Annotated in this window: 20 protein-coding genes; 7 read left to right on the forward strand and 13 right to left on the reverse strand. The window is 64.3% G+C overall.

The window, feature by feature from the left end; all coding sequences use genetic code 11:
- The first annotated feature begins 27 nt into the window (after nt 1-27).
- Nucleotides 28-798 (forward strand): hypothetical protein, encoded by a 771-nt coding sequence (locus DQP57_RS27245; RefSeq protein WP_240631801.1) that lies wholly within the window; start codon nt 28-30, stop codon nt 796-798.
- A complete protein-coding gene (locus DQP57_RS17400) occupies nt 795-1,184 on the forward strand; it encodes a nuclear transport factor 2 family protein (protein ID WP_231119639.1) in 390 nt (129 codons plus the stop codon). Before DQP57_RS27245 ends, DQP57_RS17400 begins: the two co-directional genes overlap by 4 nt.
- Here the strand turns inward: DQP57_RS17400 and DQP57_RS17405 are convergent.
- The 4 genes from DQP57_RS17405 to DQP57_RS17420 form a co-directional block, all read right to left on the reverse strand.
- Nucleotides 1,181-1,594 carry a hypothetical protein gene (locus DQP57_RS17405; protein WP_064893904.1) on the reverse strand — a complete coding sequence of 138 codons (414 nt, stop codon included), beginning with the start codon at nt 1,592-1,594 and terminating at the stop codon, nt 1,181-1,183. The genes DQP57_RS17400 and DQP57_RS17405 overlap by 4 nt on opposite strands.
- Nucleotides 1,595-1,626: 32 nt before the next feature.
- Complete coding sequence (locus tag DQP57_RS17410) at nt 1,627-1,926, reverse strand: type II toxin-antitoxin system PemK/MazF family toxin (RefSeq protein ID WP_231119638.1); 300 nt, start codon at nt 1,924-1,926, stop codon at nt 1,627-1,629.
- A gap of 8 nt (nt 1,927-1,934) precedes the next feature.
- Nucleotides 1,935-2,240, reverse strand: a complete 306-nt coding sequence (locus tag DQP57_RS17415; RefSeq protein WP_231119637.1) for a hypothetical protein — start codon at nt 2,238-2,240, stop codon at nt 1,935-1,937.
- Nucleotides 2,241-2,528: 288 nt separating this feature from the next.
- Entirely contained in the window at nt 2,529-3,080 is a 552-nt protein-coding gene (locus DQP57_RS17420) for a hypothetical protein (RefSeq protein WP_112634085.1), read from the reverse strand.
- A 248-nt stretch (nt 3,081-3,328) separates the two neighbouring features.
- Here DQP57_RS17420 and DQP57_RS17425 point away from each other — a divergent pair, with 248 nt between their 5' ends.
- Complete coding sequence (locus DQP57_RS17425) at nt 3,329-3,913, forward strand: IS607 family transposase (RefSeq protein ID WP_064893901.1); 585 nt, start codon at nt 3,329-3,331, stop codon at nt 3,911-3,913.
- Entirely contained in the window at nt 3,906-5,366 is a 1,461-nt protein-coding gene (gene tnpB, locus DQP57_RS17430) for an IS607 family element RNA-guided endonuclease TnpB (RefSeq protein ID WP_064893900.1), read from the forward strand. Before DQP57_RS17425 ends, tnpB begins: the two co-directional genes overlap by 8 nt.
- A 270-nt stretch (nt 5,367-5,636) precedes the next feature.
- On the opposite strand, the gene DQP57_RS17440 is transcribed toward tnpB, so the two are convergent.
- Genes DQP57_RS17440 through DQP57_RS17455 form a run of 5 tightly spaced genes read right to left on the reverse strand, consistent with a single transcriptional unit; the run spans nt 5,637 to nt 7,314 of the window.
- A complete protein-coding gene (locus tag DQP57_RS17440; RefSeq protein ID WP_064893899.1) occupies nt 5,637-5,945 on the reverse strand; it encodes a hypothetical protein in 309 nt (102 codons plus the stop codon).
- Between the two features lie 23 nt (nt 5,946-5,968).
- Complete coding sequence (locus DQP57_RS26655; protein WP_133259257.1) at nt 5,969-6,322, reverse strand: hypothetical protein; 354 nt, start codon at nt 6,320-6,322, stop codon at nt 5,969-5,971.
- Nucleotides 6,319-6,735, reverse strand: coding sequence for a hypothetical protein (locus tag DQP57_RS17445; RefSeq protein WP_112634086.1), 417 nt, complete (start codon nt 6,733-6,735; stop codon nt 6,319-6,321). Before DQP57_RS17445 ends, DQP57_RS26655 begins: the two co-directional genes overlap by 4 nt.
- Nucleotides 6,728-7,078 carry a hypothetical protein gene (locus DQP57_RS17450; protein ID WP_064893897.1) on the reverse strand — a complete coding sequence of 117 codons (351 nt, stop codon included), beginning with the start codon at nt 7,076-7,078 and terminating at the stop codon, nt 6,728-6,730. The genes DQP57_RS17445 and DQP57_RS17450 overlap by 8 nt, the downstream gene beginning before the upstream one ends.
- Nucleotides 7,078-7,314, reverse strand: a complete 237-nt coding sequence (locus DQP57_RS17455; RefSeq protein ID WP_064893896.1) for a hypothetical protein — start codon at nt 7,312-7,314, stop codon at nt 7,078-7,080. The genes DQP57_RS17450 and DQP57_RS17455 overlap by 1 nt, the downstream gene beginning before the upstream one ends.
- Before the next feature lie 57 nt (nt 7,315-7,371).
- On the opposite strand from DQP57_RS17455, the gene DQP57_RS17460 reads away from it, so the two are divergent.
- The 3 genes from DQP57_RS17460 (at nt 7,372) to DQP57_RS17470 (ending at nt 9,336) form a co-directional block, all read left to right on the forward strand.
- On the forward strand, nt 7,372-7,617 hold the full coding sequence (locus tag DQP57_RS17460; RefSeq protein ID WP_064893895.1) for a hypothetical protein: 246 nt from the start codon (nt 7,372-7,374) through the stop codon (nt 7,615-7,617).
- Between the two features lie 493 nt (nt 7,618-8,110).
- The gene (locus tag DQP57_RS26660) at nt 8,111-8,470 is read left to right on the forward strand and encodes a hypothetical protein (protein ID WP_036473420.1); all 360 of its coding nucleotides are present in this window, start codon (nt 8,111-8,113) and stop codon (nt 8,468-8,470) included.
- Nucleotides 8,471-8,508: 38 nt separating this feature from the next.
- Entirely contained in the window at nt 8,509-9,336 is an 828-nt protein-coding gene (locus DQP57_RS17470) for a hypothetical protein (RefSeq protein ID WP_240631802.1), read from the forward strand.
- A gap of 394 nt (nt 9,337-9,730) precedes the next feature.
- Here the strand turns inward: DQP57_RS17470 and DQP57_RS17475 are convergent, their stop codons facing one another.
- From DQP57_RS17475 to DQP57_RS17490, 4 genes are all read right to left on the reverse strand, one after another.
- Nucleotides 9,731-10,144, reverse strand: a complete 414-nt coding sequence (locus tag DQP57_RS17475; protein WP_036473422.1) for a PIN domain nuclease — start codon at nt 10,142-10,144, stop codon at nt 9,731-9,733.
- On the reverse strand, nt 10,135-10,329 hold the full coding sequence (locus tag DQP57_RS17480; RefSeq protein ID WP_036473423.1) for a hypothetical protein: 195 nt from the start codon (nt 10,327-10,329) through the stop codon (nt 10,135-10,137). The genes DQP57_RS17475 and DQP57_RS17480 overlap by 10 nt, the downstream gene beginning before the upstream one ends.
- A gap of 160 nt (nt 10,330-10,489) precedes the next feature.
- A complete protein-coding gene (ligD, locus tag DQP57_RS17485) occupies nt 10,490-11,473 on the reverse strand; it encodes a non-homologous end-joining DNA ligase (RefSeq protein ID WP_331245064.1) in 984 nt (327 codons plus the stop codon).
- A 141-nt stretch (nt 11,474-11,614) separates the two neighbouring features.
- On the reverse strand, nt 11,615-12,538 hold the full coding sequence (locus DQP57_RS17490; protein WP_036473425.1) for a discoidin domain-containing protein: 924 nt from the start codon (nt 12,536-12,538) through the stop codon (nt 11,615-11,617).
- Nucleotides 12,539-12,540: the final 2 nt, after the last annotated feature.

The raw sequence follows: 12,540 nt of genomic DNA on the forward strand, positions 1-12,540 counted from the left end.
GTCTCGTTGATAGGTAGGCTGATCAACGTGCGTGTGATAGCTCTCAAGTCCCTTCTCGAGGAACGCCACCTGCACGCCTATTCAGAGTTCGTCGCCGAATACAACCGGACCGCAAAGGAATTGGGCGTCTCACGCCAAGCAGCACCCCCCACGAAGGCGCAGTACTACCGCTGGCTCGGAGGCGAAATCCAGAACCTCCCACGCGGCTACCATTGCGCCGTGTTAGAGCGGATGTTCCCGGGCTGGTCCGCCAAAGAACTGTTTGGACACCCCGACACCCCGCACCGGGGCGATTTGCTGACCGGTGTCCATCCCGGCATTGAACCGACCGACCTCGCCGGCCTATGGGTGACGAGCTACATGGTCGACGGGCTGCATCACGCCGATCTATCACAGGTCGACGTCACCAAAGGCGGCATAACAGCGACCAACTACCCACCGAGCCCACGACTCGAAGACCACGAACGCGGCTATGCCAACGACATCGAAGCCGAAGTCTTCGGCCGCCACATCATCGGCAAGTGGCGCAACGTCAACGACCGCTACTTCTACGGCTCCATCCATCTCGCCGTCTTGCCCGGCGAAACGTCAATGGACGGCTACTACACCGCAGTCCTAACCGACACCGAGGTCACTTCGGAGCGATGGCGATGGGCGCGAGTGGATCCTGGATCCGGCGCGGGCGTGGATCTAACGACCGTGAAGCTGGCAGAACCCAAAACGATCTTCCAAAGCCTCAGCGACCGAACACGTTTCGACGGGCCAATCCCACTCGCCCAGGTAACGGAGCACCCGTGAACGCACCCACACCCCACCAGCACGTGCGCCAACTCATCGACACCTATCTGCGTGCATGGACAACGCAAGACCCCGACCTGATCGTCACGATCTTCACGCCCGAGGCGACGTATCACGAACGCGTCCTCGACGAGCCGATGCGCACCACCGCCGAGATTCGACGGTACTGGGAAACCAAAGTTGCGCGGGAGCAGGCCAACATCGACGCGCGGCTCATCACCTTGTACGTCGACGGATCCACCGTCATCGCGGAATGGGAAGCCCGATTCGACGACCTCGTCAAAGGCCACCGCAAACTGATGCGAGAAGTGGCCATCCTCGAGCTCGACGGCGATCGGATCGCCAGCTTGCGCGAATACTGGGCGTCGAAACCGATAGAGGCTTAGAGCGCCGCCTGCCCGTTCTCAGCCCGTTCCGCGGCAAGAAGGAGTTCGTTCCCGCGCTGCAGCAGGCCGTTCGCCGCCCTCATCAGCTCATCGAGCACCGCGCCGCGGTCGAGCTGGGCGAGCGCTTTGCGGATCAGGTTATCCCCAACCAGCACCAACTCGTCGGCGACAACTCGTGCTTCATCCGGGGTGAGTTGCATGTCGAGCCCGATTCCGTTGTGCCGCACTGTATTGGCAGCGGGCTCCTCTGTCGAGCCGTCAGTGATCGCAAGCATGCGGCGGATATCGACGCTTCGGAGTTGAACCTCCAACTCGCAGTCCTCGAGGGCATCCACGTCCGCCGCCGAGCGCTGTCGCGCATGGGCGATCAGGGCGACCGCGGTGTCCCGGTCCAGTGAGATGTTGAGCATTCAGATCCCCCTCCAGTTTCAACCCCCAGCGCTTACGGCAGTGCTATCCGCAGCGCTGCACTGATCTCCCGCATCGTCGGTAGCGAGAGGCTGCCGAACGGTTCGGTGAGTTCGTCGTGATAGAGCTGCACGATGTCGTCGACGAGCACGTATCCGGAAACTGGGTCGGCGGCGTTTAGGGGCACCACTGTCGGCGGTCGTGCATTCGTGGTCGTTGTGGTGATCCGCGCCGCCAACACGGTGTCGAGATTCCTATTGCGAGAGTCGTTGCTCAGGACCACCCAGGGCGTGGGTCCACGCCCGAAATCGACGCGGTATACGTTGCTCTGCATCGCGCGATTCACCGGTTTGCCTTACTTCTACGCGCGTGCCGACCACGCGCAGTTCGACGCTCGGCGTTGGCGGGTTCGCTGTTGAACTCGGACGCCAGTTCGGCGTACCCGACGTCGAGCACACGCTCCCCGACCGCTTGGGCGCCGGCGTGGAGCAACGCGCGAAGCGCGCCCGCTTCTGATTTGATGTCCCCTTCGCCACGCTGGCTGGCCAACTGGCGTAACGCCTCGAACGCGGCCGAGCCCTCGCTCAGGTACGGGGCGATCGCTGCTTCATCGGCGTCCTTGAGAATCAGGCTCACCCGCTTGGCCATGGTGCAGAAGATACACCGGTTGTGGGTGCATTAACCGGCGCAGAGTTGTACCGACAGCTAGCGCCACCTCTACTCGTCGCGGCTCGGTCCAACAAGGGCGACGCTGTGTGTGATGCAGCATGCATCACACCTGGTGATCACCTTTATCGTTGATAAACGGATCAACGCCGGCACCTGGGGCCACGCACTCCCCACGCGATCGACGGAGAGATCTACGGAGGCGCGCTTCGGGGTCATGCCCCCGGGAAATTCCTCCTGCCAGCCGGCTATCGATAGTCATTCATGCGGCTACTGCGCTACCGCGCCAATGGCAGAGCCGCTGAGCTCAACGAGGACTGGGAAGCCAGGGTCGCTGGGCTGCATCAATGATCTGAGGTAGCTCAGACGGTGGCGCCCATCGTGGAACCACATTGCTCGTCCGTTCCAAAAAAGGCGGGGCGGGTCCAAGATCCACCACGCGATTACAGGGCCGTGGGCTGCTATGAGCTCGTCGAGCGACGGGATGCCGCAGCGATATTGAGTAAACGCCTCGGCATAGGTGCCGGTGATATCTCGGTTGAAGGCGTGGCTGGCGTGTGCACCGTTGACGGCCCGCGTAGCGACCTCGACGATGTCGCCGCGTCGGTCGAAATACGGTTTGAGATGACTACGAATGAGATCCTGGTAGCGCGGTGTCCAGAACAATCGCTCGTTGGCGGCCGGGTCTTCCCAACGGTGGCCCAGGAGTCGCCTCATGCCAAATTCGAGCTCAGGGTGATCGCCTTTGCCCAGTCCCTGCGGGTAGGGAAGGTCGCCCACCGCAATGGTGGTGAACCGATAGGTTGTGACGTGATTGCTCATGCAAGTGACGGTATCGCTGGCCAGCGACAATTTGTGGCCGAATGCCACCGGACGGCAAAGGAATTGGGGGTCTCGCAGCCGTCACGCTTCGAGATGGCTACTCCACCTGCGTCGGCGTGCTAGTCCGGGTACGGCCAGACAGCGCGGCGAGACCGTCGAGCGCTGGCGCGTCGCTGCTAATCGGTTGGGGCTGGAGCTGATCGGCGAAATGTGATTATTCGTGATCGAATGTGTGTTTTAGTGAGTGTATGAAGCTGGCCGAGTGGGCGCGTGCCAATGGTGTGCACCCGCAGACTGCGTACCGGTGGTTCCGTGAGGACCGTATGCCGGTGCCTACTCGTCGGTTGGAGTCGGGCACGATCTGGGTCGATGCACCGGCGGCAGAGAACGCCGGTCGCGCAGTCGTGTACGCGCGGGTGTCCTCGCATGATCAGCGCCAGGATCTGCAGCGGCAGGTCGCACGACTGACCGCCTGGGCCACCTCGAACGGTCATGTGATCAGCGAAGTTGTCACCGAGGTCGGGTCAGGGTTGAACGGTAAACGGCCGAAGTTGCGAAGGATTCTGTCGGACCCGTCTGCTTCGGTAGTTGTCGTGGAACACCGTGATCGGTTGGCGCGCTTCGGGGTTGAGCACCTCGAGGCCGCGTTGTCCGCGCAAGGCCGCAAGGTCATCGTCACCGAGGGGGGCGAGACGGCCGACGATCTGGTTCGCGACATGATCGAGGTGCTGACTTCGATGTGCGCTCGCCTCTACGGCCGCCGCGGCGCGCGGAACCGCGCGATGCGGGCGGTGACCGCAACCAAGCAGGTAGAGGCCGGTGGGGATGGCTAGGTTCGAGATCCCCCACGGGTGGACCGCGCAGGCCTACCGGTTCGCCCTGGATCCGACCCCAACACAGTTGCAGGCGTTGGCATCCCATGCTGGCGCGGCGCGGTTCGCGCATAACCACATGCTGGCCTTGGTCAAAGCGGTGATGGATCAGCGGGCCGCCGAACGCAGTTACGGCATCGGCGAGGATCAGTTGACCCCGGTGTTGGGGTGGTCGTTGCCGGCGCTGCGCAAGGTCTGGAATCAACGCAAGCCGTCGTGTGCGCCCTGGTGGGGCGAGAACTCCAAAGAGGCCTACAACACCGGCCTGGATGGGTTGGCCCGCGCCCTGGAAGCCTGGTTATCGTCGCGACGTGGCCAGCGCGCTGGACGGGTGGTCGGGTTTCCCCGGTTCAAGTCCGCCCGTGCCCCGAAGTCGGTGCGGTTCACCACCGGGGCCATCCGGATCGAAGCTGACCGCCGGCACGTCACGTTGCCGCGGTTGGGGGCGATCCGCACCCATGAATCGACCCGCAAGCTGGCCCGCCGGATCGAGGCCGGCACTGCTCGGATCTTGTCGTCCACCGTGCGTCAGGACAGTGCTGGGCGCTGGTACTGCTCTCTACAGACCATCGTCGCAGCCAAGACACGGCCCGCGCACGCAGCGCGCTCAGTGCATGCGGTGGTCGGTGTCGATGTCGGGGTGAAGGCCGACAGGCTGCTGGTGATCGCAACCCCCGACGGGACCGAAGTCGATCGCATCCCCGCGCCGAAGTCGCTGAGCACGGCGCAATCGCGGTTGCGGGCTCTACAGCGCCAAGCCGCCCGCCGACGCGGCCCGCACGACGCCGCCACCCGGACCCGCCAGCAGCCCTCGAAGCGGTGGCGACGCACCCAGGCCCGCATTGGCCGCACGCATGCCCATGCCGCGGCGGTGCGCCGCGACGTCCTACACAAGGCCACCACCGCCTTGGCCCAACGACACGATGTTGTGGTGGTCGAGACGCTCAATGCTGCGGGCATGCGCGCCGCCGGCGGAGCTCGCAAGCGCGGGCTCAATCGCGCGTTGGCTGATGCCGCCCTGGCTGAGATCCGGCGCATGCTGAGTTACAAAAGTCGTTGGTACGGGAGCCAATTGGTGCAAGCCGACCGGTTCTACCCGTCATCGAAGACCTGCACAGGCTGTGGGAGGCGAAAGTCAAACCTCACCCTGGCCGATCAAGTCTTCGAGTGTGACGAATGCGGTATCCGGATCGACCGTGATCTGGGTGCTGCGATCAACCTCGCCCGACTCGGCGTACCCACACCCGTGGGTGAACAGAGTCCCGCCGGGAGTGGCCCGGTGGCAGGACGTGGAGCCACGCGTGAGACCGAACCCGCGCCAGCGGGTGACGCAGCAGGCGACGAAGCGTCAACCCCGCACCACCAACAAGTGGATCAGACGGGGACCGCCTCACCGCAAGGCGAGGCTGCCTGATGAGAGAGCCGAACTCACATTCGCTCAACAAAAGGCAACGGCCGCGCCGGTAGCTGGCCTTGGCTTCGCTGCGGTCAAGGTTCGCTTCGATCGCGTCGCCGTGGAGCCACCAGCCGAGTAGGTCCGGCCATGGGGTCTCGGTGAGGAAGGAGCGGGCCGCCGCGGAGGCGGCCAGGGCCGCGGTCTGAGCAGTCTTTTCGGCGGCTTGCACCTCGCCGAAGAGGTCGTATTGAATCACGTTGGCCGGCAGCCTGTTACGGCAGGCGGGCCTCATTGCAGATCGCTCATGGCCTGGATGATCGTGAAGGCGCGCACCTGGGTGATCTGCTCCCAGGTCGACCCGGTGCTCGGATCGTAGAGAACATGGGCGGAGTTGTTGGCTTCGCCGTAGACAGTGAGAGATTCGCCGCCATAGCGCTGGTTGGGCTTGTGAATCGTCCAGCAGCGCTGCGTGCTCGCCGTCGCGTACACGTCCAGGCCGTGGCGAAGCGCGGACTGCAACAACCGTCGCGCGCGTGAACTGTCGACGAGGGCGATGTCGTCGAGTGTCATCGAAGTGTCGAGGTCAGCGGTGGACATCGGCTCTGCCTTTCGAGGGTGTTTCAGTGTGAATGTGCTTGGCGCCGGTGCTGATTCCAGGCGGAGATGTCGTCGAAGGGTGCGCCGCAGTGTGGGCAGCCTTCAGCGCGTAGGAGGTCCTCGGCAAGCGCGCGCATTGCCGCGGCCTCGGTGCGGTCACTTGCGATGGCGCGGCGGCAGCCTGGGCATGTTGTGTCGTCGCGGCTGACCAGCTCAGTGGTGCGAATCCGTTTGCCGCACGCGGATTTTGTGGTCTTTCCGTAGACGAGCACGAAATCGCCGAGCAGGGCATAGGGCGCGTGACGCACTTTCGGCTTCGGTGTCATCGCTTGATGGTGCGCCGCGAGTGCGACAGTAAAGCTGTTTGGCTGAGTCATGGGCGCTCGATCGCTGGGGTTGTGGAGGTAGTTGTTTGGCCAGTGGCTCGGTGTAGTGCGGCTTGGCCGGCGTCGGTGAGTTCGACTTTGGCGCGCCACCCGTCATCGGCGGGGGCGGAGTGCTCCGGGAGCTCGATGACCTTTTCGCTGCCAGTGATGGTGTGGGAGATGCGAGTTCGGGCGGGAACGGTTTTCAGTGGGAGCAGGTCGGTGCGTTCGACGATCCAGCCCAGCTCGGCGAGCCGCGAGTAGGTCGCGTGTTGGCCACCGTAGACGCTGTGTCCGTCGATCAGGAACACCAGCGGGCCGGTGTGCCCTCTGCGCGCCATGTCCGGGTAGGCGTTGCCCCATTGCACGCGGCCGGCGGCGACCGCGCTCAACGCTTCGATCTGGCGGGCTGTGGGCTTACGCATCGCCGAGGAACGCGATCGTGTCGGTCGTGATGGTGACGGGCTGGCCGCCGTTGTCGATGACGAGGGTGTAGTCAACGCCCCTGCCTGCCGGCCGGTTCTTGGTGTGCCAGTCGACTACTTCGAGGACGTCGAACCAGTTCGTTGCTGTGTAGGCGCGCAGGCGCAGCGGGCCGAGGTCGTTGAGGTCGGTGGGCCAACCATTGGTGCCGGCGAGGGCGGTGAGGAGGCCGTGCGCGGCGCAGATGGCGTCGTCTGGTGTCTTCGGGCCGTGTTCGCAGGGTTCGCGGTAGCTGGTGTGCCAGTAGGCGACCGTGGTCCGGCCGGCGGCGGGTTGGGCGGACATCAGAGGACCTGCCGGTAGGTGTTGCCTTGGAGGGCGTTGGTGATGGCGCTGGCGATGACCGCGACCTGGTGGCAGTTGATGGTGCCGTTTTGGAGGTTGATGAGTTCGACGACGGCGTTTCTGGCCACGATCTTTGCGACGTCGTCGAAGGCATCGAGCCGGCTGACGGCGTCCTGGCATGCTTCGCCGGCGCTGAGATAGTCGCCGGCCTTGAAAGGCACTGTGGGGGTGGGCATAACACGGACCTTACAGCGAGAACGCTGTAAGGTCAATTGTGTTGTAAAGTCGTGCGTGTGATCGAGCTGCTGTCCCTGCGCGGCTTCGCCAACCGCCGCGGCCTCGCACACGGGACCGTGCGCCGCTACCACGTCGAAGGCCGACTACCGCAGCCCGACGGAGAACTAACCGACGGCGCCGACATCCGCCACCCAGGCTGGCTCCCAGAAACCGTCGACAACTGGCAGCGGCCAGGACAAGGCGCTCGCACCGACCTTCAGTCGGTCAAAGGTTGCGGCGACGCAGCCAACGCGCCCCGATGAAAATCACCACCGCGACCACCGTGAGGATGACGAGTCCTGGCGCTAGGCGGAAGAGAGCGCCGGCCGCGTCACTGCCAGTGCGCCAAGCGAATCCGTGTACCAGCGTGTTGAGAAATCCCTGACCGGTGTGGTGTGCGCTCGCGAGGTGAGTCATGTGCCTTCCGCCTTCTCTGATGCGTTGGTGGGACTGTAAGTCCGCGAAGCGACAGCAGCGGATAAACCGGTGGCCCGGTCGGCTGGCGACCCCCGTGAAGCGGCAGGATTTGATTGCATCGTGGTCAACGAGCAGCCCTCCCCCACCGTCGAACGGATCAGCATCCGTGCCCGGCAACCTGCCGGGAAGAGATTGAGGCGCATATCCTCGCCCCGGCCCAGCGGAAGTAATTCGCAAGAGGCTCGCTGAAGGCACGAGCCAGATAGGTGGACTTGTTCCCTCAACCGTCACATGATGCAGGCTGCATCACTTGTCAGCGCTGGACCGCATAATCCAGGGATGCGGCAGGATGGGAACGCTGGGCGGCCGCGCAACGCGGTTGAGGCATATCTCGAACAGCTTCGACAGGCTGAGCTGGTCGCCGAAGCAGAGGATGCGGCGCACGGCAAGCACTATTTGTCGGTTGCCACAGGAGATTTGGAGACCAGTGATGACGTGGCGCGGGTCGAGCAGCTCACCGCTACGGCCTGGGCCGGGCGTGAAGGCGCACACATGACCTCCTCTCGAGGAGGAAGCGACTACGTGACGCTGGTGATCGAAGGTCCGTCTGCCGCACAGTTCGTCGACGAGCTGGCAGACCTGGCCGAAGAACTCGATCCGGGATTCTGGCGCATCTCCCGCTCGTCGAGCCAATTCTGATGTACGGCTCGGTTGCGCGGGCCAGACAAGGACCAAGGATGACCGCCACCCATCGCGCGTTGCCCAGGTTCGCCGCAGTCTCGACCATCATCGCGATCCTTTGTGCCACCGCGAGCTGCGATTCAACGCGTCACGCTCAAGGAAATCCAACGCCGACGGCCCGCGCCTCCGGCTGGCCGACAACCCTGAACGACTTCACGGTGGTCTGGACCGCTGAACCCGGCATCGACGTCACGACCGGGCCCGTGGTAGCGGTACGCGCCTACGCCGAGTCCTACCTGCTCGCCTCCATCACAGGAGACAATCGCTACCTGTATCCCGGCTTCCAGCAGTCCGTCGATCCCAACCAATCCATCGACCATCCCACCGGCACGCAATACCTCTGGCCGAAGCACTACGAACGCGAACACCCGTGGGTGGGCACCGACCAGGTGCACATCTCCTCTGTAACGACGTCCGGCCGCGACGTGACGGTGCTGGCTTGCGAATACACGTTTGGCACAGCTCAACTAGCCCGAGACGGGTACGAACCCAACATCGCTCTGCCGCCACCGCATTCAGGCATTACATCCATGCGGATCACCATGACGGCTCCCGCAAAGCCGGCACCCCAATTCCCCCAGCAGGGACCGGCTCGCGCACCGTCGGCCGACGTCTTCAACGGCTGGCGGATCACCAGCCATCAAGGCGGCTACTTCGCGCAGACCGGGATCGGCGACGAATGGCCAAATGTCATCGAAGACGAAAACACCTGTATCGCCAAGGCGCCTCAACACCCCGATCTCAAACGCGGCGGCCGATATCCTCGCGGCGACTTTCCTACCCAACCGGCATCCCCGGGATGGCCGGCCCCCAGCGCGGTATAGCCGATTGCTATACGCGCCTATACGTGGCTATAAATCGTGGGCCTCGCGAGCGTAAGGGTCGCTGACCAACCACCGCGTGATGGTGGGGTCACCACCATCCGAACGTCCGGCTTGTAGCAGCTTCGTTGCGCTTCAACGTGATTGAGGGCAGTTCGGTTTAGCGGGCGGGGAAAAGAGCCGCGGTCGTAGCCGGCGCTGGATCCGCTGTCAGCTAATCGCGGACATGGCCAGATTCCCCAGTTTCGATGAGAATGCTGCCCAAGGTTCACTGAGATCGGACAAGTATCGCACCGGCGTCTGAAGGTTATGGCGTCGATTTCACGCGTCCTCTGACCCTCTCCGCGTTTCGTCACGTGACGGGCTGTCGTTGTGCCCGTAACTGGTCAAGGGCGCTCTAGTCGACGGTCCCAGCAGGCACCACCCACTGGCAAGGTTGGCCAGTCACTGCCGAAATCAGGTCGAAGTCTGCGTCGTAGTGAAGAACAGTGAGTCCGTGTTCTTCTCCGGCGGCGGCGATGAGTAGGTCAGGAATCTTGCGGCCGCGCTGGCTTCGCTGAGCCAGGAGTCGCTGGACCTGAAGCGCGCGACGATGATGCGATTCGGTCGATTCCACAAGCTCGAATGCATCCAACGCCGCTATTAAGTCGTCCCACTCGGCTTCATTCCTCGCCGAATAGCCGACCTCGAGATCGGTGATACGGGCCCGCGCGAGTTCGCCCGAAGCCGCGAGCGGTTCCACCACCTCCCGGACGCTGGGCTGGCTGAGTCGCTTTATCACACTGGTGTCGATAAGAAACGTCAGCGCCATGCCTCGGCGCGATCTTCGGACGGCGCGGCGGCCAGTGCATCCAGCGCGGAGGCCACGTGTTCTGCGCGGTGCGACGTCGCGCGGCGCAGAGCCGCGTTCACCGTCTCTTTGATCGTGGTTGTTCCCAGTTCTGCGCGAGCCATCTCCAATGCCTGTTCGTCAATGTCGATCAGATGCTTGCCCACATGCCCAGTATATACAGGGAGGCGCGCGATATATACCCGCTGGTACGGCCCGGTCGCGAGTCACCAGAAGGCGGTTCGCCCCGGGTTCGATGAGAAAGCGTGAGGTCCCCCAACCGGGTCCGGGTTTGTCCCCGCCTGAGGCAACCGCGTCGTAGCTGCTTCAGCGGTCGCTCGGGATACGGATGTGGGCGGGGTCGGTGTCCCGTAATCCTTTGAAGCTGGCGTGGCGAAGCCAGCGGTGGGCCACATATTCGCGGTAAGCGACTTCGCAGACCAGTTCGGGTTCGACCCACGACACCCCGTGTGCCTCAACGGGATTGGCGGCGGGTGTGGCGGTGCGCGTGATGGGGTGGAGCATGGCATAGAGGTACCGGCGGGTGGTGTCGCTGAATCCGGTTCCGACTTGTCCGACGACGATCAGGTCGCCGTCGTCGTTGTGGCCGGCTAGCAGCAGTGAGCCGATACTGGTGCGTCCCCCGGGACCGGCGGCGTGGCAGTAGCCCACGATGATCAGTTCGCAAGTTGGGCGGACGAGGGACTTGATCCACTGGGTGGTGCGGCCGGGCCGGTAGGGCGCGTCAAGGCGCTTGGCGACGATTCCCTCCATCTGGTGGTAGACGGCGACGTCGAGCATGTCTGCCGGGACCACCGCGGTCAGGGCACGCGGAATGGTCAGGGTGGGCGACTTGTCGACGACCATGAGTGCGTCGAGCAGTTCGCGGCGTTGGATATACGCCTGAGTGGTGAGGCTGCGGTTGTCGAGCGCTAGGAGGTCGAAAGCCAGCAAACGGACGGGCACTTCGCGCAGCAGCTCGGGGTGTGGTCGACGTTGCTGTGGCCAGCGGCGCTGCAGGCGGGTGAACGATGGCCGGCCGGTGTGATCGACGGCGACGATCTCCCCGTCGAGAACCGCTTGGCGATCGCCGATGGCGGCGGCCACGCCGGCGAGTTCGGGGAAGGTCCGCGACACGTCTGCACCATGGCGGGTGAAGACCGTGACCGCGCCGTGCTGGACGTGGACGGTTGCTCTCTGGCCGTCAAACTTCCACTCGACGGCCCAGCCATCCGCGCGTCGTGGCGGGGTGCCGAGCGTCGCCAGCATCGGTGCCCATGCCGGATTTCGCACAGGCGTCTGGGTGGCCACCGGATCGACGGTACCCGCCCGCTCGGCGGTGGGATCTATCTGCGTGGTGATGGTCCGGTGATGCAGCCTGCATCACGGCTTAGTGGGCGTGGACGATATTCCGCGGCGCTTCGCCGGCGCGACGGATCTGCACGTCATACCTCACGTCGGGTGGGTGCCTTCGGTGCCGATGAATTGAATCTCGCTGATAGCTACGGTGGTCACCTCATCGGGAGTCCCCGACGCGGTTGGGCTTGGGGACGTTGCGGATTGAGGCGGATCAGAGGTTGCTTTGACGCGGATGAGTAGTTTGCTGACAGTGGCTGGTGGATTGAAGGTGATGAAGCGCCAATCCCTGGCCCCTGCGGTGTCGATGACGACGGGGTCGCGTTTGAGGTCCTTCGGGAACCACACCTCGAGTTGGGTGACAATGCGGTGCTTGGACCATTGGTCGGAGCCGTCGGGCGCGGTGGCGTCGAAGCCGCCGATGGCCCGGAGTTGGGTCAGGGTGACTTGGCGGCCGAAGTCGACTTGCAGGGTTTGTCCGTCCTGGTTCTTGACCCGGGTGCAGACCCATGCGGTGTTGAAGTCGCCGTCGAAGGCCCGGTTGGCGTCGGAGTAGTTGGCGTCGCGCGGGCACACGTCGCTGGCGGTGACCCCTTTGAGGATGGTGTCTTGCCGTAGCGGCGCCTGTGAGGGTGGTGGCGGTGCGGTCGCGGCCGGTGTGGTGATGTGGGGTTGCGGGTTGATGTCAGAGGTGAGGTAGTTGACGGCGGCCAGGGCCACCAGCAGGATCACCACGGCGGCCGCGGTGATGAATGCGGTGTGCATTCGGCGATCGGGCGGCACTCGCTTGTTGAACGCGCGGCCGCCGGCGCGGGCCGCGCGTCCGGACGCGCGTAGGGCGCGGGTGAGCAGGCCCGGCTTGTCAGGCGGTTGACTGTCGTTGGGGGTGTCGTCGTCGGGGGGTGGGGGTAGGCCGCGGCGGGCGGGCCGGGTGGTTGTGCGGGGGGCCAGCGAGGCCAAGATGAGGCGGCCGTTTTCCCAGCCGTGGTCGGTGTGGAGGACTTGGTCTGTGCTGCTCATGG

This window comes from Mycobacterium colombiense, assembly GCF_003284935.1.
In the GTDB taxonomy this organism is placed as follows: Bacteria; Actinomycetota; Actinomycetes; order Mycobacteriales; family Mycobacteriaceae; genus Mycobacterium; species Mycobacterium arosiense_A.

Bases quoted from the DNA above. Each gene is read 5' to 3' on its own strand.
- DQP57_RS26655 (WP_133259257.1), bottom strand. From the start codon at position 6,322: ATGACTCAGCCAAACAGCTTTACTGTCGCACTCGCGGCGCACCATCAA.
- DQP57_RS17445 (WP_112634086.1), bottom strand. From the start codon at position 6,735: ATGCGTAAGCCCACAGCCCGCCAGATCGAAGCGTTGAGCGCGGTCGCC.
- DQP57_RS17415 (WP_231119637.1), bottom strand. From the start codon at position 2,240: ATGGCCAAGCGGGTGAGCCTGATTCTCAAGGACGCCGATGAAGCAGCG.
- DQP57_RS17475 (WP_036473422.1), bottom strand. From the start codon at position 10,144: ATGGCGCTGACGTTTCTTATCGACACCAGTGTGATAAAGCGACTCAGC.
- DQP57_RS17425 (WP_064893901.1), top strand. From the start codon at position 3,329: ATGAAGCTGGCCGAGTGGGCGCGTGCCAATGGTGTGCACCCGCAGACT.
- DQP57_RS17440 (WP_064893899.1), bottom strand. From the start codon at position 5,945: ATGTCCACCGCTGACCTCGACACTTCGATGACACTCGACGACATCGCC.
- DQP57_RS17410 (WP_231119638.1), bottom strand. From the start codon at position 1,926: ATGCAGAGCAACGTATACCGCGTCGATTTCGGGCGTGGACCCACGCCC.
- tnpB (WP_064893900.1), top strand. From the start codon at position 3,906: ATGGCTAGGTTCGAGATCCCCCACGGGTGGACCGCGCAGGCCTACCGG.
- DQP57_RS26660 (WP_036473420.1), top strand. From the start codon at position 8,111: ATGCGGCAGGATGGGAACGCTGGGCGGCCGCGCAACGCGGTTGAGGCA.
- DQP57_RS17470 (WP_240631802.1), top strand. From the start codon at position 8,509: ATGACCGCCACCCATCGCGCGTTGCCCAGGTTCGCCGCAGTCTCGACC.
- DQP57_RS17420 (WP_112634085.1), bottom strand. From the start codon at position 3,080: ATGAGCAATCACGTCACAACCTATCGGTTCACCACCATTGCGGTGGGC.
- DQP57_RS17405 (WP_064893904.1), bottom strand. From the start codon at position 1,594: ATGCTCAACATCTCACTGGACCGGGACACCGCGGTCGCCCTGATCGCC.
- DQP57_RS17490 (WP_036473425.1), bottom strand. From the start codon at position 12,538: ATGAGCAGCACAGACCAAGTCCTCCACACCGACCACGGCTGGGAAAAC.
- DQP57_RS17455 (WP_064893896.1), bottom strand. From the start codon at position 7,314: ATGCCCACCCCCACAGTGCCTTTCAAGGCCGGCGACTATCTCAGCGCC.
- DQP57_RS17450 (WP_064893897.1), bottom strand. From the start codon at position 7,078: ATGTCCGCCCAACCCGCCGCCGGCCGGACCACGGTCGCCTACTGGCAC.